The following is an 18,234-nucleotide window of genomic DNA, read 5'->3' as shown; positions in this document are numbered from 1 at the left end:
CCTCTCGACACATCCACTTAAATTGCGTTTTTATTGTAACACGGATAATTGGGGTGTTGGACAACCATTACCTTCACTAATCTGTGTTATTCCCGCATTTAATTAATATCATGCACTTATGTTTTTGAGAGGAAGGAGAAGTAGCACTTTTATGACCTAAATAACAGAAAAAAGTCCATGACATAGGCATGGACTTCTCATGATTTATTCTGATCGCGATATTCACTAGCTGTAATCCCGGCAACTCTTTTGAACACACGACTGAAATAATTAGGGTCATTATAACCGACTTTGTAGCAGACTTCCTTCAGGCTAAGTTGCCCGGAATTCATTAGAGTCTTGGCTTTATCGATCCGCAAATGAGTCACATAATCAATAAATGTACTACCGGTTTGTTGTTTGAATATTTTACTGAAATAATGGGCGTTGAGGTGGACAACATCCGCGACATCTTCAAGAGATAGATCTTCTGCAAATCTTTCCTGAATGTAGCCAAGTGCCCTGTCGAGGACGCCCAGCGTTTGTTGCTCACGTTCTTCACGAATATGATGCAGCGCGGAGAGAACATAGGATCTGTGACTTGGTTCCGTGATGAAGGAATGGCGTACTGATTCGGAGAGCGGCTGTAGTTCTCCTTCCTTCAAATCTTCGAAATGGCATACATTTCCGTTATGATCGTCATAGGTGGATGCAAATACAGCTTCGAAGTAGGACTTTCGTAATCCGTCTTCTCCGCTCCCAATCGAGCCGATGCCAATGGATACTTCATATTTAAGCTGTTGTTCAATGAGTAGACCTAGCTTGGTTCCGTATTGTTTCATTGTCTCATTCCATAGAGTATCTTGAATATTCGGGTCTTTCCATAGGAAAATAGCCATATGACGATTAATGAGAGAACTTACAATACTACTGGCTCTAGCCGTCTTTGTGTAACTTCGGATGACATCGTATATTTTTTGCTTGTTCTGTGAATGAATATGTTCTGGAAAAGCCATGACTAGGGCACAGCCCTGTTCAAGGGGGAAGCGAAGCCATTCGGATAATTGTTCGGCATCTGTGTCCAAAGTCTGATCGATCATGAACATCAAGGCAAGTTCGTTCTCGACTAACGGTAAAAGATGGGATACTTGATGTCTGAGTTCTAACTCATCATTGCGTCTTTTTTTCTCCTGCTTCAATTCTGCAAGAAGTTCCTCCAACAAACTAACGACCTGTTCGCGTTTGGCTGGTTTAAGAAGATATTCCTTTACGCCAAGCGTAACCGCCTCCTTAGCATATGCAAAGTAATCGTAGGCGGTCACCAAGACGAACTTCGTATCGGGAAGTCGCTCTTTAATTTCGCGTATAGCGGTTAAACCTTGAATTCCGGGCATATTGATATCCATCATCACGATATGTGGACGATGCTCCTCCGCTCGTTCAATAGCTTCTCGTCCATTGTTGGCATGAATGACCTCAAATGTATCCGGCATCATGTGCTGAATAATCCATTCCAAGCCTTCGCGCTCCAGCGCCTCGTCATCCGCGATCAATAGTCGGTACATGTTGGTGTTCATTCTCCTTTCTTCTTTGGAATAAGGATGGTTATCGTCGTTCCTTCTCCAGGTGCGCTTTCAATATTCATAAGATTAGGTTGTCCATAAAATAATTGCATACGCTTGAACACATTACTTGTGCCAAGACCGGTGGAGTGTTCTTTCTCCGTTCCTGCTTCCATTCGTAGTATGGCTTGTCTTGTGTTCTCATCCATTCCACTTCCGTTATCTATTAATTTGATGAGTATGCCCTTTGGAATTCTCATAATTTCTAACCGGATGAGCCCGCCTTGTTCCATCCCTTGAACACCGTGTAAGAAGGCATTCTCAACCATAGGTTGAAGTGTCAGAGCAGGGATAGGCTCTTGTAGTGTGGACTCGTCAATTTCTAATTCGAATTGGATTCGATCCCTGAATCGTGCCTGTTGAATCGTGCAATATTCTTGAACGATGTTCAGTTCATCTTCCAGCGTTACAGGTTGATCGAGATTACGTAAATTATAACGTAGAAGATTAGACATAGAAATGATGAGATCGCTCGTCTTCTCAGCACCTTCTAGTAATGCTAACTTAGAGAGCACATTTAAGGTGTTGAAAAGAAAGTGCGGATTCATCTGGTTCTGTAACGCTTGCAACTCCAATTCTTTGAGCAGCTTCTCCTGTTCTATGTTTGCTTTATCCTTCTCCATTAATACGACTAGATCGTTAGTCATTTGTTGGAATGCTTCCGACAATATGCCAAGTTCATCGTTGGAACGTGAGGGTAGTGAATCAACTACCTTGAGATCACCAAGCGACACCTGCCTAGCTAGATTGACCAGCTTGCTGACAGGTCTAGTGATACTCTGGGAAATCCAGATCGCAAGTACAATGCTCATCAGTGTATTCACAACAAATATAGCTGAACTTAATTGATTCATTCGTGTATTCTCTTGTTGGACTTCCCGGTAAATGGGTTGATAGAAGGCGAGTTCTATATCAACAAGACGTTGTGCTTCCTCTCGAATAAATGCAGTTGTTTGCTCTGCATCGACGTAATGAGCGAATGCGATACTTGGCGTTTGAGCGTCAACTGCTGCAAGTACAGCTGCCGTCTGTTCAATGAGTGTTTCCAGCATATGCGAATATCCCATGAGAGTCGAAGGTGGAAGAGAGGGACTCGTGATCTCGGAGAGTTGGCTACGGATCTCTTCTAACTTGTTCTGCTCTTGATCTAAATTTGTTGCGCTGTTACTTTCAGTATGAATTAAATCTTGATAAAGTAATCTAAGCGTAAGATCCGCGGTTTGAGCGGATTGATTATACATCAGGATGCGATCCATCATAATACCGTAGCTTTGCTGAACGGTTTGACTACTTTGAAATAGAAAGAAGGTAACTGAATTGACGAGCAATACGAGTAGCGGAATAAACAACAGTAGTTTTTTGCGAATCGTCATGGGCACACCACCTCTTCGGAAACGGCAGATGTCCTTCGATCAAGTACAGTAATCGCTGTGAAATGCTGCTGTTGTAATGCTTTACCTTGGAAAAAATCATGGATGATCGATATGGCATCATAACCCATTCTGTTGGGTTGTTGTACAATCGTCGAGACGATCTGACACTGAGTAATAGCTTCCTTCGTTTCAGCTAAGTCGTCAAATGCGAATATGTTAATCCCCTTCCCCTGCACATTTCCTTGTACGGAGACACGTTGCACAGCTTCGAGGATACCGATTCCATCCAAAGAGCTGAGACCAACCATATATGTGACATCTGGATGATGTAAGAGGATATATTCTGCTTGTTCAGCTGCCTGCAGACGAGAAATGCTGGAAGACATCACTTCAGCAATCGAAAGGTTATCATATTGATCAATAACGGAGCGGAACCCTTGCAGACGTAATTGCTGATTATCAGCCGATTCGTCTCCAATTAATACACCAATGCTTATTTGTTCATCTAATGGTTGTTCATGAATGGATTGCATGATAAGCTCACCCATTCTTTTTCCAGCCTCTAAGTTATCCGTACCTACATAAGATAATCTTTGGCTACCAGGTTCATCCGTATCTATAGTAATTACAGGAACACCTTGATCTATAGCTTTATCAATTAATGTACGATATTGAGGGTTATTGATTCCTTGAATTACGACGGCATCTGCTTTAGCAGCAATGGCTTTCTCCAGTCGTTTAATTTGTTCATCTGGATTGATACGAAAGGGGCCCATATATTCGAGATTCATGCCGTATTGCTGTGTGGCTCTTCGTGCGCCATCTTCAATAGAGCGCCAATAGGGATTGTCCAACTCTTGTGCGATCAATACGACGTGACGAGAGATAGAATCACTCTCATCCGTAGATTGTAGAGGTTGGATCAATTCACGAATACGTAGCGTAGAGAACAGGAAACTTAGCATTAAACAAGCAAATATAACAAACAGGATTACAATGCTCAGATTCCATTTCCGGTTAGACATACTGCAACTCCTTAGATATGTACTTAGTATGCACATTATACTAGAAACATGAAGTAAACCCCAAACGAACCCAAAATGACTCCGAAATGAACCCGAAATGAATGAATATCATATTACGACACCCACCCGATTCCATCTTCTTGAGATCTTGATGTCATGTTGTAATTCAGTGGAATATGCATAGAGAGGCGATGTTAGAGTGACGATGATAGAGTGACGAATAATGCTACGAGCATGAAGGTGGGGAAGAAGGTGAATAGAAGGTAGTGAAGGTGAATATGAAAGTAGTGAAGGCGAGACAAGAATAGATGCATAAACTGCATTTAATTAGAAGGAAAAGTAGGGAATAAGGGAATTAGTTATCAAAAATACACTTAAAAGTGGCGAAAACGCTGAAAAGTGAGGATTGCAGTAATCTAGATGTACTCTATGCAACTAAAGTTAGTGTTAACGGGGATTGCAGTAATCTAGATGTACTCTATGCAACTAAAGTTAGTGTTAACGGGGATTGACCAAATCTAAGTGTACTTTTTGCAGCTAATAGTGAATGGTGGAAGTGGAAGGTGAAGGTGATTATTGGTGTTGGTGGTGGAGCTCATACCTGCTAGCGATACAATGCATTACTGGCATTGTAAACGTAAACTTCTTTATTATAAGGAAACTTTCACAAAGGACGGCATAGCCGTTTCAGCTTGTTTTTAAAGTTGCTAAGGGTGTGAGTGTGGGATGGAGAGCGGAGTATCCACCTTTAAAAACGTGTTCTGTCCGCCTAATAACATTCATGTGAACACGCTTTTAACAGCAGTGGAAGATCACACTCACGACCTCCCACGGTTTTAACAGCAGTGGAAGGTCCCACTCACGTCCTCCCACTCACGTCCTCCCACTCACGCCCTTCCATGTGCTTTACGATAATCTCGTGGAGAAAGATGCGAGATCTTTTTAAACGTTTTGCCGAAATGGGAGAAGTTATCGAAGCCACATTGCCAAGCAATTTCAGATATGGGAAGTTGGGTCTCTCGTAAAAGTCTCTGAGCTTCCTTAACTCGGGTTAAGCTTAAATAATTACTGTATGTAAACCCAGTCGTTTCTTTGAAAAGACGGCTTAAATAAAAAGGGCTAATATAGAAGCGGCTTGCAACTTCTGGCAGTGGAAGCGACTCAGCGATATGATCATTGAGATAGCGGGCAATGTCAGCTATCTTGCGTCGGATCGGTGTTTCGTCATCCAGTATAAGATGTTTATTATTCATCCGTTGCTGATGGGCATGAAGTAACAGCTCGACAATGCGATGTCGAAAGAGAAGAGAACTATTGGGTTGTATTGATGCTAACTCATGCTTAATCTGACCCATTGATTCCGTTAGATAGCTACTCTCGTGTAGCGGGAGCCGTAGTATGGGGGTGACCCACATAAATGGTTCTTCCAATATGGGTAGCCATTCTAGATAAAGTTGCTCTAGGACGTTGCGATTCAAGTATATGACAATACGTTCATGATCAGGAATGCCTACATCGGATGTTTTATGAACGGCATTGCGGTCTATAAACACAAGATCTCCAGCTATAATGTGATAGCTCCGATCTTTAATGAAATAGCTACGTTCGCCTGATAACAAGTAATATAACTCGTAATGATCATGAATATGGTCATTCTGCATCGTGAAATGACCTATTCTCCGATCATATTCAATGTCGATCTGATGATAAGGATCATGGAACATAATATGAAAAGGCTGGTTCACAGCGATCACCTCTATTTGAATTATAGCAAATAAAGCGGGGTATTAGAAGAAATGGACATATTTTGCGGAGAATATGGTTCTTATTTGCGGTATTGTTATTGTAATAAGAAGAGGAGGCGTTTGAATTGAGTCAGAAGAAACGTTATGTTCTAGTAGGTACAGGGGGAAGAGCAGAGTTTTTCTATGCAGCCTTAGCAAGGGATTATCGAGACACTTCTGAACTGATAGCCTTTTGTGATACGAATCAGACTCGTATGAACTATGCGAACCAATTGTTGCGAGAGAAGTATGATTATCCCGAGATTCCGACATATACAGCAGAACAGTTCGATCTGATGATTGATAGAGAGAAGCCAGACGTTGTTATTGTAACAAGTGTAGACCGTACACACCATACGTATATCATTCGCGCTATGGAGCTTGGTTGTGATGTCGTGACTGAGAAGCCGATGACCGTGGATGAAGAGAAGTGCCAAGAAATTCTAGACACGGTGAAACGGACGGGACGAGATATACGTGTGACGTTCAATTATCGCTATGCACCACATCATACGAAGCTAAAGGAATTAATAATGGACGGCGTAATCGGTCAAGTTCATTCCGTGCATTTCGAATGGCTACTAAATACGGAACATGGTGCAGACTATTTCCGTCGTTGGCATCGTGATAAAAGAAATAGTGGTGGGTTGCTCGTTCACAAGTCAACGCATCACTTCGATCTCGTGAACTTTTGGATCGGATCTCAACCCGAAACCGTGTTTGCTTTCGGAGATTTGATGTTCTATGGCAAGGAAAATGCGGAGAAGCGGGGAGAAACGCAGTTCTATGAGCGGGCTACCGGGAACCGGATTGCTAAGGAAGATCCATTTGCTCTGCACTTAGATGACAATGAACATTTAAAGGCCATGTATCTGGATGCCGAACATGAAGATGGATATCGCCGTGACCAAAGTGTATTCGGAGACGGAATTAGCATTGAGGATACGATGGGCGTGTTAGTTCAATATAAGAATAAAGCCATTCTAACGTATTCACTTGTTGCTTATCAGCCGTGGGAAGGATATCGAATTGTCTTTAATGGAAGCAAAGGACGTATTGAGGTGAATGTAGTTGAACAGTCATACGTGAATTCTGGAGGAGATAAAGCGTTAGAAGGTGCGTTAAAAGGCAAGTCGATCCACGTATTCCCTATGTTCAAGGAGCCTTATGAAGTTGAGGTCGAAGAGGCGGAGGGTGGTCACGGAGGTGGCGATCCTGTGTTACTGAATGATATATTTGGAAATCCAGAACCTGATAAGTTCAATCGTGCTGCGAATCATATCGATGGAGCGAGATCCATCTTAACTGGTATCGCGGCGAATAAGGCGATACGGACGGGGCTTCCTGTTCGTGTCGATAGTCTAGTTCAATTCTAAACAGCTGAAAATATATGGACAAGTAGGTAGCAGGTCAAGAGAGTCACTCACTCTTGGCCTGCTATTTGCGGTTCAGTTGTACTTGTTAATGTGTTCCATTTGGCGCGTAATCATCATACGAAGATTTATTTGCATCATAGAAAATGACATCGCCATCTTGCAAGATGAATTGAACACCATAAGGATCGGTAATGATTCGATCTCGCACTCCATCTGTACCATCAAAGCCTTCCATATCCCACCACTGGTTATTTAACGGTCCATGGATATATTGTAAATGGGATTTCTTTAAATCTGCATTTCGAATCGTTTCAATATTGAAATTGACAGAGATATAACCTTTACGTAAAAAGATCGGTGAAGCTTCATCTAGTCGATTCGATCTGCCATAAGCGGCCAAATCGGTTCCTTTGGCAACGACATAGACTGCAGCCGGTAAACTGTATTCTCCGTACCACTGTTGAATGGAAGCATTCGTTCTAGCTGGACTTGCACTTGCATTGTCGGGCCTGTTAAATGTGTTAATGAATGTACGTAATGGGGATGGAAGTATTTCAAATCCATATCCACCTACATACGTCTCTTCTTTTGCTCTTTTTTGGAATGCTGCTAAATACTGTGGCCTTGTGATCGACCAACCCGTATTCATATCATATATCGATCCGGCTGTGTTCACGATGTCAGCAACAGGAACATTGCGTAAGCGTTTATCAAGGATGATATTTCGACGATCTAAATCCGCAGCCGATCCGATCTTCACGAACTTTGCAGTGTCCGAATGGTAGTACAGATCAACTTCAATTCGTTTCGCAGGTGTTGAAGCATCGTTATCCTGGAAGTAAAAAGTCGGCGTGATCTGAATTGCATCCTTATCTTCAAACATGTTGCCCTTAGTCTTCAGATCGAATTTGAAATGATAGCCTGTCTTAACCGACATGGTCTTGAAAGCAGATACAGGATGACTTCCTCTGAGTATTGGAAGGACATACGGAGCATAGGAACCATTAGCACTTCCATCGATTCCTTTCGTTCCTACCCAGTAGGAAGTCCCTCTTGGTGTAGGGCTACCAACAGCTGTTCGAAACACCGTTTCCCAATTCGGATCAGCGATATCCGTTATACGAAAGTCATATAATCTGCCAATCACTTCTACAGGTACGGTATCCGTTGCTACATGGTTGATTAAGTTCAAATTCGCTTCCGATTCAGTCGTGAATCCGGATAAAGGTGAATTTTCAGCAAAGTATCTGAAGTAAACGGTATAGTCTCCCTCATCGACCCACACAGGTAGGAAGAACGTCGTTTCTAATTCTGAAACAGGTACAGTGATCCAAGTATCCTTCGGATGGAATATGGATTTGTCAGCTGTATAGACATCAAATTCAAAGCGGACCTGTTTGGTCTTAATATACTTTGCATAATCACGGTTTCCGTACCCGGGAATATTACGATGTTGCCCACTCGTAGGCATGTACACTTTCATATTGCGATCAAGTATAAAAGCCCTCCGGCTATAATTAGGCGTTGTCTTCTGGTTATGTGCTGCATCATCCGAAGCATTCGCATAAATGACGGTCGGCGTATGTACAGTCACCGTATTGATACCATTGATGGGGTAATTCAACTTCGCGGATCCATTAACCTGGCTATAATAAATCGTTCCTGAACTAGGTTGGTCCGCCTTGTTCGTCTTACTACTCGGTATCATATTCCCAGGACTATACAACACATTGTCACCGGTGATGGGTGCTGTTGGAATCGCCGTTGGGGTTGATCCATGTCCTCCCGTCCCTGACCCATTCATCAATGTCTGCGTATAGAAAGTAAATGTATCATTCTTCACCCGAACCTCACCAACGGCCATTTCTGCTGCGTCTTGAGGATTTTGATTTGGCATAGCTTCAACGGTTTCAGGAACCGATGCCGGTTCATATCCACTACTCTGTGCTGTAGCATAGTATGGCGCATTATATCCACTCGGTGATATTCGGATGCCATTCCCATTAAAGGCATAATTCATGAGTGTCGCTTCATCAATCTTATGAACTTCCACGTTGAGGATCGTCCAGAATGAATAGTCACGTACTACCGTAACTTGTTCTGAAGAAGGCGCTGGTGGTTCCTCCGGTGGTGCATCCGGATCTGGTGCTGGTAGGTCTGGTAATGGTGGCGCATCAGGATCCGGTTCTTCTGCAGGCATTGTAACGTTCACCGTATACGTACAGGTTCCAGTCATTTGTTGATACCCAAATTTATATAGATAATCTTTAGACCACACATTTCCATAGAGACTTTCTGATGTTGGTATGCCTAAGAGTACATTGAATTGTTCATTCCCACGTGAATCCGCTTTGATGACTGCACTCACATTGGGATTAAGATCAACGCCATTCATATTGGCTCCAGGCGATGGAGCTGTACAATCCACTGTATTGGGTTCAGGATCATCAGGTATGTCAGGTTCAACACCTTCATAGTAATAGTTGATATAGTATACTGAGAAAGTTCCATCATAAGGATTAAGTGCCGGAGGATCTCCGATGTCGATACTTCCACCCGAAGGAGTAGCGACTGTACTTTTCTTATACCCCTTATATACGTAATTTACAGTTCCTGATGTATGCGTGAAAGAGTAGTTTGTACCTACCAATAAAGCTCTTGTTTCATCCGTGAACCCAGCTATACCATTTAAAGATACGCCACTTGTTGTAAAATGCTTGATTACCGCTTTCCTTGCTTTGGGTTCAAGCTTGATTGTGATCAGTGTTGGGTAATAGTGTCTTTCTGCTCTAACACCGTTTGCGAATCCTCCACCTATTGAGGGATCTTCAGCTTTTTTGGCATTAAGTTCCCCCGTGACCTTTATGACTAAATTTACACTGCTAGTATTAATTCCTGTTACGCCACCAACTATCGTACTGGTATACCCAGTAGCTGATGTATCCTCAAAATCTCGCCAATATACACTCTTATAACGTGAAAAGTGAAAGACATCTTGCTGACTGACTTGCTGCCCATCAATGACAACCGATTGTGTAGCATCAAACTCGTCTATTGAGACGTCTAGTACTTTTCTCCCTGCAAAATCAAAGTTATAGGGATAATCCTGCGACATTGAATCACCAGGTCGAACTCCCCCACGCCAATCATCATCCCCACCTGTACCTTTCCAAACTTCATAGTACATGTTAGCTACAAAATAGTACGTATCCGTGTTATCACTGTAGTCTGGATAGGTCGGAATATTGGCCGCCCAAACCTTTGGAATGAGCGTGGAGAATACAGAAAAGACAATAACGAAAACTAATACTAATCGTATCCAGCGTTTCATATGCAAGAACTCCTTAGATTGGGTTTTTAATTAAAAACAGTCGATTATCATCAATTCTAAAACCAATATAAACAGCATTTTGAATTTTAAACTGCATATAATTTTTATCTCCAAAATCATTATAATCTCGTTGACTTGTTGTTTTATAGAATACAGCGCTATTCCCTTTTGCATCTTTTGTATCCATATATCGGATATGGTCTCGAAACCGCGTTACCTTTTGATCAATATAGAAGATGTTAAATGGAGTTCCCATATATGTGATCTTAAGCCCATAATCATTTCCATTTCTCATGAGAACTAAATCTTTAATCGTCGTTTCTCCGTACCCCTTGCCAATTTTCAAAGGTAACTGTGACTTGTCAGCAATTAGTACCTCTGAATAAGTATTTTTCCTTGTATCCATAAGAAACTCCGGTGCATTAGCAAATAGTTTTGCCACCGTATCTATACTCTGCACCTTCACACCTGCTTCTTCCGGAGTCGGAGCATCTTTAGAACCAATCCATACCCAATTTTCATCCCAATCCACGGTTTGTCCCAATGTTTCACTAACGAATCGTAGTGGTACATACGTGCGTTGTTTGTTAATTTTCATGCTTGTATCGAAAGTAACATTTTTACCGTCAACAATAGCGACACTAGAACCAATCGTTAATGTAACAGCTGTTTTATCATTTACAATCGAAACCTCTTTCCCACCATCCCATTTCACCTCTGCGCCCAAGGCTTCGCTGACAAAGCGGATCGGTACCATGACACGATTATTCTCTGAATATGGCTTCGCATCTGGAAAGGTAATCTTCCTTGCGTTGAGTAATACCTCAATATCCGGTTTAGTCACTTCTACACTTTCTGCTGCTATAGCAGGTAATGCATACGTACCCAAACTTCCTACGCTAACTAATAAACTAGTAACCATAATTATGAGTCCTTTTTTCATCATGTATTCCTCCTAAATAGTAGTAGTGTCTTAATAAAATAACTATAACCATTCTGAATATACTTAAAAAAGCACCACCTCACCAAGGATTCTCAAGGTAGGCGGTGCTTCCGCTGTGTCGTATTTGATTATGAAATAATGATAAACGATTTGGTATAATTAAACAATGATATATTCATAGCGGCAAGCTTCCTTTGTCCAATTGGATTTGGTAGAATATAGTTATCATTAGACTTGAGGAGGCACAGCATGACACAAGCGAATACGCGAAAGATTAAGTGGGGTATATTAGGTACAGGCTGGATTGCAGGTAAGTTTACCCAGGATTTAGTCCATGCGAGGAATGGTGAGTGTTTAGCCGTTGGATCCCGCACGCTAGATAGTGCCAAGAAATTTGCCGATCAACACGATATTCCCCGAGCCTATGGAAGTTATGAGGAATTAGCGAATGATCCCGATGTGGATGCAATATACGTGGCAACGCCACATCCTTTTCACAAAGACAGTGTGATGACTTGCTTACGCGCGGGAAAAGCCGTGTTATGTGAGAAGCCTTTCACAGTGAATAGTAGCGAGTTAGAAGAACTGGTAAGTTATGCGAAGGAACATAGACTGTTCCTAATGGAAGGCATGTGGACTCGCTTCCTACCTCCTATTATGAAGGTCAAAGAGTGGTTGAAGGATGGACGAATCGGTGATGTACAGCTGGTGAAAGGTGAGTTTGGATTCCGTATTGGCTGGGAACCGGAAGGAAGACTTCTTAACCCAGAGTTAGGTGGAGGAGCACTGTTGGATGTTGGGATTTATCCCGTTTCTTTCGCTTCTATGATATTCGGAGCAGAGCCGCAGTCGATACTAAGTACCGCACATATTGGCGAGACAGGTGTAGATGAGCAATTCTCTATTCTTTTATCCTATGGATCCGGTCGAACAGCATCGTTGAATGGAGGAATCCGGCTTGAACTCAACAATGAGGCATACATTCACGGAACGGAAGGAATGATCCATGTCCCATCTTTCTTTAATGCTCAGACGGTTTCACTTCATGTGGGTGGAGAAGAGGTCGAGCGGTTCACGGATGATCGTGAATGTGAAGGATTTACATTTGAGGCAGAAGAAGTAGGCAGATGTCTGATTGAAGGGCTTACAGAGAGTCCAGTTATGACACTGGATGAATCGCTAGGTATTATGAGAATACTTGATCAGGTACGTGGGCAATGGGGATTACGGTATCCATTTGAATTATAGAAAGAACCAAAGACTTGAAGTGATATAAATGGAGGATACAATACGATGAGCACTAACAAAGAAATTATTCAAACCAATGATGCACCGCAAGCCATTGGACCTTATTCACAAGCCGTTAAAGTTGGAGGTTTGCTCTTCACATCGGGACAGCTGGGGATCGATCCTAGCACGGGATTATTTCCAGAAACGGTTGAGGGACAGACAAAGCAATCTTTAAATAATGTCAAGGCGATTGTCGAAGCAGCAGGCGGAAGTATGAACCAAGTCGTGAAATCTACGGTTTTTCTAAAAGATATGAACGATTTCCAAGTTGTGAACGAAATATATAGCGGATTTTTTGCAGAGCCTTATCCTGCCCGCAGTGCCGTAGAGGTAGCGCGTTTACCGAAAGATGCTCTAGTAGAAATAGAAGTCATCGTTCAGCTGTAATAAGACAGTTTGAGGAAATACACTAGTAAAAAGGGATCATGGACGCTTCGCGTCTATGGTCTTATTTTTGCATCACCCTTAGAATACCAGTTGTGACTTTTTATACCGAATGAAAGGCTACTAATCTGTTATACTTACTCCCAATAATAGTTAGAAGGAGAATATATGAAGAAGACTAGCTCTAAATATAAGATTATTATATTCGCTGTCGTGTTGATTGCTCTGTTGGTATTGATAGCTGTACTTAATAAGTCGCAGAATTCTACAGCATTAGAGGACCTACCGAACTATACTGAAATTCGTGGAGAGATGAATCTAGACGGGATTGATTACAGCAAGCAACCACATTTGGGAAGTGGAACGACAGGGGTACAAGTCATAGAATTTTCTGATTTCAAATGTCCGGCTTGTATGATGTGGAATGCAACTCATTCAGAGAAATTTAAAGCAGAATTTGTGGACACGGATAAGATTGATTTATACTTCATGAATTTTGCCTTTCTTGATCGAGATTCCATATTGGCTGGAGCTGCTGGGGAAAGTATTTATCGACAAAATAATGACGCATTCTGGCGGTATAAAAGATTACTATTTGAGAGTCAGGGTGTAGAGAAGGACATCTGGGCTACGGAGAAATTCTTACTTCAATTTGTAAAAGATAACATCACGGATATAGACTATGATCAATTTAAAAGTGATCTAAAAAATCATACACATGCATTAGATGTGAAAGAAGATTACAAGATAGCTGCTTCATTAGGTGTCAATGGCACTCCTAAATTTATGGTGAACGGAAAGCTCCTTCCTAGTTCTTCTTATGAAGAATTAGTCGTAGCGATTGAAGCGGAGATAGCTAGCGTAAAGTAAGAGGCATGTCCATCAAATAGCATATGTGTGATATCGAAATGATGTCCAGAGGAACGGCACTTGCCTTAAGAAGTAGGTGTCTTTTTCCTTTCTAATTTAATGGTCATATGATCTTAACTTCAAATCGTAGTCGTACTTTTGCAACGATATTGTTATAGTTATCTAGGGATAAGTCCAGTGGATTAGATTCACGGGAGTGTAAGCGCGGTCATTTATATACGAAGGATCAGTCAATATACACTATGGGGATGAAAAGTAAGATGGGGAGATTCAGGGAATTCAATACGCTACGCAATCAAATATTTTTAGGTTTCTGTGTAGTTATGCTCGTTATTATTAGTGTTGCGGGGGTGTTTATCTTCGATAGAGTATCAACACTCCTTAAAGACAACACAGAGAAGCATATTCAGCAAACAGCCGTACAAGCCACCGGACGATTGGATGCATTAATTGCACAGATTGATAGCATGACTATGCAAGTAGCGACGAATTCATACGTTCAACAGCTGTTGATGAAAGAATTAGACGGGCAACCCGGCACGTTTAACGAACGTCAGTCCTTGCTACAAATCGTTGGAGGTTATCAAGCGTATACGACGAATGTAGAATCGTTGGAGCTATATACTTCGGATAATAAGTTATTGTTTCCAATGGGAGACAGTACGCTGACCAGTCGGGTGGACAAAGGTTATATTGAAGAGGCCAATCGTCAGAAGGGACGACTAGTTTGGATGGGAATTGATCCGAAAGATACGGAATACATTCTGGCTATCAGGCAGGTCAGTTTAATGGATCGTTGGTTCTCTAGAGGTGGTTATATACTTGTACGTATTCAACGTAGTTATTTTCAACTAGATGAACTGCAAATAGTTAATGAGGCAGGGGAGTCTATCCTGTTAGTGGACGATACTGGTCGGTTGCTTAATACAAATGGGATAACAGATGCTGATTTAGAACTTCTCTTGGATAGTGGGGATCAGACAGTGACAGTTGAGGGGAAAGACTATGTGATGGTCCAGCAACATTCAGACAAGACGAATTGGACGCTCATTATTTTAACACCTGTCCGATATATCACCGAAGGTATATCGATGCTACGGACTGTTCTGTTTGCATCAGGTGGTATAGGGGCATTGTTATTCTTAATTATGTCCTTTATATTATCTACGATGATTACACGTCCTATTATCCAGCTGATCAAAGCGATGCGTAAATCTCGATTTGGTGTACTTACACCCAATAATGAGTCCGTATACACGATGGAGCTAAGTGAATTGAATTATACGTATAATCAGATGGTCAATCATATGAATGAGCTAATACGTGTTGTGTATGAGAAAGAAATGCTCCAGAGTCGTACCGAGTTAAAAGCACTACAGGCGCAAATTAATCCACATTTTCTCTTCAATACACTAGAAGCATTTAATTGGTCGCTTCAGGAGAAGGGGGAGGAGGATTTAGCTGATCTAGTCGTGGCGATGTCCAAATTATTTCGCTATACCATTAGTAATCCGAATCATGACGAATGGGTCACGATCGGTGAAGAATTGGAGCAGGTCAGACGTTATTTGCTAATCATGCAGATGAGGCTTGGAGATCGTTTAAGTTGGCAGGTAGATGTATCATCAGAGTCTATGTCTGTCCCCATTCCGAAATTATTAATTCAGCCCATTGTAGAGAATGCCATTCTCTACGGAGTGGAGAGCAAGATTAATCCGGGCATGGTTACAGTCAGTGTAATGCCATCCGAAAGAGAAGGTTGGACAACGGTAACCGTTACAGATGACGGTACGGGCATGAATGAGGAAATACTTAATGGATTAAAGGATGCGTTGGCGGGTGGACCATCTATTTCTTCGAAGGGAACAGGTGTAGGACTCGTCAATGTGCAGCGGCGCCTGAATCTTTATTATGAAGGAGATCATGGGGCAGTGGAAGGATTACGCATAAGTAGTCGTGTATCAGTGGGAACCACCGTTGTTTTTGAAATACCCAATGAACAAGGAGGACGATGAATTTGATAAAGACAATTCTGATTGTGGATGATGAGCCTCGAACTCGAGAGGGAATTCGAATTACGCTTGAAGCTTACCTGACTGGACAACCTTATCGAGTAGAGACGGCATCGAACGGAGTAGAGGCTATGGAATGGCTGCGGCATAACGACGCGCATCTATTGATTACGGATGTTCGGATGCCAGAGATTAGTGGTCTAGATTTAATACATTCACTTCAAGATAAGCGCCATAAGCCATCGGTGATCGTTATTTCAGGTTATGCAGAATTCGAATATGCGCAGAAAGCGATTCAATTCGGTGCAATCAATTACCTACTTAAGCCATTAGATAAACAAGAGCTTCTGAGCGTCGTACAGCAGGCATTGCAAGTCGGCGTCGAGAAGAGGCGCAGAGAGAATATAGAGAAGCTAGTCGACAAGAAACTAATGGGGGTAGATAAATCGAACGAAGGCGAGAGTACGCCGGTTCGTGAGGCCATGGCGTATGTGGAAGAGCATCTGGAAGAGCCGATTACTCTGAGTGGACTTGCTATGTTGCTTCATTTGAATGCTAGCTACTTTAGCGTATTATTCAAAGAACAGACGGGAATGACATTCAGTGAATACCTATCGCGTAGTAGGATTCAACATGCAAAGATGCTACTTACACAGACCCGAATGCCCATTGGTGAGATTGCTTTAAAGGTAGGTTATCAGACCGATAAATATTTCATCAAAGTGTTTAAGTCACTGGAATTGATTAGCCCAAGCAGATATAGACAACGTATTGGGCAGCAAGATGAGATAGAATAAGGGGTTGAAGTGATGTCTAGAAAGAAGATAACTTCTAGTCTGCTACTTGTACTTGCCATGATGGTTGTATTGTCTGGGTGTAATGGGACAAGCGGCAATAAGGAAAAAGAGACGAACGGTGCATCGAAGGGTGGAACTGAACAGAAAGTCACTTTAAATATGATGCATTTGTGGCCAGCAGGAAGCTCAGCACAGCAGAATAAGCTTGTAAGTGACATTATCAATCAGTATCAGATTGACCATCCTAATATGATCATAAAGCAAGAGATTCTAGAAAATGAGCAATATAAGAACAAATTAAAAGTGTTATCCGCGTCTAATGAGCTACCAGATGTAGGAATAACATGGGCGGCAGGGTTTATGGAGCCTTATGTCAAGGCTGGCCTGTTCGCAGAACTGGATGATATTCTTGGCGGGGAACAACTAAAGGATAAATTTGTGAGCGGTATCACTGAAGCGTATACCGCGGATGGCAAGACATATGCACTTCCCATTGAACTGAATATCTCACCCATTTATTATAACAAAGCCATTTTTGCTAAATATAATCTTCAGGTTCCAACAACATACGATGAATTCAAGCAAGTTGTGAGAACGCTAACAGATCATGCTGTAGCTCCAATTGCCCTTGGGAACAAGGACCGCTGGACAGGATCATTATGGTATATGTATTTAGCAGATCGGATCGCAGGGAACGAAACTCTTAAGAAGGCGATTGACGGTTCAGGTTCATTCGATGATCCAGGTCTAATTCAAGCAGCTGTTGAAATTCAGACTCTAGTAGATATGAATGCTTTCAACAAAGGCTTTAATGGACTTTCCCATGATGAAGGTAAATCTGTATTCATGAATAGTAAGGCGGCTATGTATCTCATGGCAACATGGGAGCTACCGAACTACACGACCAATCCAGATATTCCGCAAGAATTCAAAGATAATATTGGATTCTTCAAGTTCCCAACCGTTAAAGGTGGAAAGGGGAATATTAACAGTTGGGTTGGTGGTCCTGGTGTAGGTCTATTCGTAGCTGAACAATCCAAGGTTAAAGATGAAGCCAAAGCTTTTGTTGAATACTTTGTTTCCAAGTGGGGGGAACAGTCTGTAACGGTTGCGGGAGCTATCCCAGCAACGAAGGTAGATACAACGCAGGGATCTTTACCGCAGTTGTATATTGATCTATTTAATGAATTGAACAGCGCTAGTAGTATTACATTATTTGTTGATGTGCAAATGAAATCGAATGCCGCTCAAGAACATTTGAATATGATCCAGGCATTATTCGGTAAGGTAGTTACTCCAGCAGAATTTGCGAAGCAACATATGGAGGCTATAGAGAAGGGAAATTAAATGGATGGTTATGACAAGAGATAACGGAATGTAACAGATTGTGAATTGACAACGAGCTATTCATTCTCTATAATGACGTTAATCTAATACACGGTATACGT

General features: G+C 41.9%; 14 protein-coding genes and 1 other annotated feature (1 of these 15 cut by a window edge). Of the genes, 8 read left to right on the top strand and 6 right to left on the bottom strand.

Going from position 1 to position 18,234, the window contains the following annotated elements; genetic code table 11:
• Window positions 1-197 precede the first annotated feature (197 nt).
• Genes AC1TO8_RS16700 through AC1TO8_RS16690 form a run of 3 tightly spaced genes read right to left on the bottom strand, consistent with a single transcriptional unit; the run spans window position 198 to window position 3,999 of the window.
• Window positions 198-1,544 carry a response regulator transcription factor gene (locus tag AC1TO8_RS16700; RefSeq protein ID WP_482056821.1) on the bottom strand — a complete coding sequence of 449 codons (1,347 nt, stop codon included), beginning with the start codon at window positions 1,542-1,544 and terminating at the stop codon, window positions 198-200.
• Between the two features lie 8 nt (window positions 1,545-1,552).
• Entirely contained in the window at window positions 1,553-2,974 is a 1,422-nt protein-coding gene (locus tag AC1TO8_RS16695; RefSeq protein ID WP_482056764.1) for a sensor histidine kinase, read from the bottom strand.
• A complete protein-coding gene (locus AC1TO8_RS16690; RefSeq protein ID WP_482056763.1) occupies window positions 2,971-3,999 on the bottom strand; it encodes a substrate-binding domain-containing protein in 1,029 nt (342 codons plus the stop codon). The genes AC1TO8_RS16695 and AC1TO8_RS16690 overlap by 4 nt, the downstream gene beginning before the upstream one ends.
• Before the next feature lie 380 nt (window positions 4,000-4,379).
• On the opposite strand from AC1TO8_RS16690, the gene AC1TO8_RS16685 reads away from it, so the two are divergent.
• On the top strand, window positions 4,380-4,511 hold the full coding sequence (locus AC1TO8_RS16685; RefSeq protein ID WP_482056762.1) for a hypothetical protein: 132 nt from the start codon (window positions 4,380-4,382) through the stop codon (window positions 4,509-4,511).
• Between the two features lie 375 nt (window positions 4,512-4,886).
• Here the strand turns inward: AC1TO8_RS16685 and AC1TO8_RS16680 are convergent, their stop codons facing one another.
• Window positions 4,887-5,744, bottom strand: a complete 858-nt coding sequence (locus AC1TO8_RS16680; RefSeq protein WP_482056761.1) for a helix-turn-helix domain-containing protein — start codon at window positions 5,742-5,744, stop codon at window positions 4,887-4,889.
• Between the two features lie 125 nt (window positions 5,745-5,869).
• Between AC1TO8_RS16680 and AC1TO8_RS16675 the strand changes: the two genes are divergently transcribed.
• Window positions 5,870-7,159 carry a Gfo/Idh/MocA family oxidoreductase gene (locus AC1TO8_RS16675; protein ID WP_482056760.1) on the top strand — a complete coding sequence of 430 codons (1,290 nt, stop codon included), beginning with the start codon at window positions 5,870-5,872 and terminating at the stop codon, window positions 7,157-7,159.
• 85 nt (window positions 7,160-7,244) lie between these two features.
• Here AC1TO8_RS16675 and AC1TO8_RS16670 read toward each other — a convergent pair whose 3' ends face one another.
• Window positions 7,245-10,490 (bottom strand): DUF5704 domain-containing protein, encoded by a 3,246-nt coding sequence (locus AC1TO8_RS16670; RefSeq protein ID WP_482056759.1) that lies wholly within the window; start codon window positions 10,488-10,490, stop codon window positions 7,245-7,247.
• A 13-nt stretch (window positions 10,491-10,503) separates the two neighbouring features.
• Window positions 10,504-11,436, bottom strand: coding sequence for a copper amine oxidase N-terminal domain-containing protein (locus tag AC1TO8_RS16665; RefSeq protein WP_482056758.1), 933 nt, complete (start codon window positions 11,434-11,436; stop codon window positions 10,504-10,506).
• 246 nt (window positions 11,437-11,682) lie between these two features.
• Here AC1TO8_RS16665 and AC1TO8_RS16660 point away from each other — a divergent pair, with 246 nt between their 5' ends.
• From AC1TO8_RS16660 to AC1TO8_RS16635, 6 genes are all read left to right on the top strand, one after another.
• Window positions 11,683-12,681, top strand: coding sequence for a Gfo/Idh/MocA family protein (locus tag AC1TO8_RS16660; protein WP_482056757.1), 999 nt, complete (start codon window positions 11,683-11,685; stop codon window positions 12,679-12,681).
• 45 nt (window positions 12,682-12,726) lie between these two features.
• Entirely contained in the window at window positions 12,727-13,110 is a 384-nt protein-coding gene (locus AC1TO8_RS16655) for a RidA family protein (protein WP_482056756.1), read from the top strand.
• Window positions 13,111-13,275: 165 nt separating this feature from the next.
• Window positions 13,276-13,977 carry a DsbA family protein gene (locus AC1TO8_RS16650; RefSeq protein ID WP_482056755.1) on the top strand — a complete coding sequence of 234 codons (702 nt, stop codon included), beginning with the start codon at window positions 13,276-13,278 and terminating at the stop codon, window positions 13,975-13,977.
• Between the two features lie 260 nt (window positions 13,978-14,237).
• Window positions 14,238-15,992, top strand: coding sequence for a cache domain-containing sensor histidine kinase (locus AC1TO8_RS16645; RefSeq protein ID WP_482056754.1), 1,755 nt, complete (start codon window positions 14,238-14,240; stop codon window positions 15,990-15,992).
• The gene (locus tag AC1TO8_RS16640) at window positions 15,989-16,786 is read left to right on the top strand and encodes a response regulator (RefSeq protein ID WP_482056753.1); all 798 of its coding nucleotides are present in this window, start codon (window positions 15,989-15,991) and stop codon (window positions 16,784-16,786) included. Before AC1TO8_RS16645 ends, AC1TO8_RS16640 begins: the two co-directional genes overlap by 4 nt.
• 12 nt (window positions 16,787-16,798) lie before the next feature.
• Window positions 16,799-18,133 (top strand): extracellular solute-binding protein, encoded by a 1,335-nt coding sequence (locus AC1TO8_RS16635; protein ID WP_482056752.1) that lies wholly within the window; start codon window positions 16,799-16,801, stop codon window positions 18,131-18,133.
• Between the two features lie 91 nt (window positions 18,134-18,224).
• Window positions 18,225-18,234: a binding site (T-box leader), on the top strand; it runs 211 nt beyond the window's last position.

The sequence above is a fragment of the Paenibacillus sp. Y859 genome, from assembly GCF_056786405.1.
This window is presented reverse-complemented; position numbering and strand designations above follow the sequence as displayed.

Coding starts and splice junctions, on each gene's coding strand:
- AC1TO8_RS16700 (WP_482056821.1), bottom strand. CDS start 1,544: ATGTACCGACTATTGATCGCGGATGACGAGGCGCTGGAGCGCGAAGGC.
- AC1TO8_RS16695 (WP_482056764.1), bottom strand. CDS start 2,974: ATGACGATTCGCAAAAAACTACTGTTGTTTATTCCGCTACTCGTATTG.
- AC1TO8_RS16690 (WP_482056763.1), bottom strand. CDS start 3,999: ATGTCTAACCGGAAATGGAATCTGAGCATTGTAATCCTGTTTGTTATA.
- AC1TO8_RS16670 (WP_482056759.1), bottom strand. CDS start 10,490: ATGAAACGCTGGATACGATTAGTATTAGTTTTCGTTATTGTCTTTTCT.
- AC1TO8_RS16665 (WP_482056758.1), bottom strand. CDS start 11,436: ATGATGAAAAAAGGACTCATAATTATGGTTACTAGTTTATTAGTTAGC.
- AC1TO8_RS16660 (WP_482056757.1), top strand. CDS start 11,683: ATGACACAAGCGAATACGCGAAAGATTAAGTGGGGTATATTAGGTACA.
- AC1TO8_RS16655 (WP_482056756.1), top strand. CDS start 12,727: ATGAGCACTAACAAAGAAATTATTCAAACCAATGATGCACCGCAAGCC.
- AC1TO8_RS16650 (WP_482056755.1), top strand. CDS start 13,276: ATGAAGAAGACTAGCTCTAAATATAAGATTATTATATTCGCTGTCGTG.
- AC1TO8_RS16645 (WP_482056754.1), top strand. CDS start 14,238: ATGGGGAGATTCAGGGAATTCAATACGCTACGCAATCAAATATTTTTA.
- AC1TO8_RS16640 (WP_482056753.1), top strand. CDS start 15,989: ATGAATTTGATAAAGACAATTCTGATTGTGGATGATGAGCCTCGAACT.
- AC1TO8_RS16635 (WP_482056752.1), top strand. CDS start 16,799: ATGTCTAGAAAGAAGATAACTTCTAGTCTGCTACTTGTACTTGCCATG.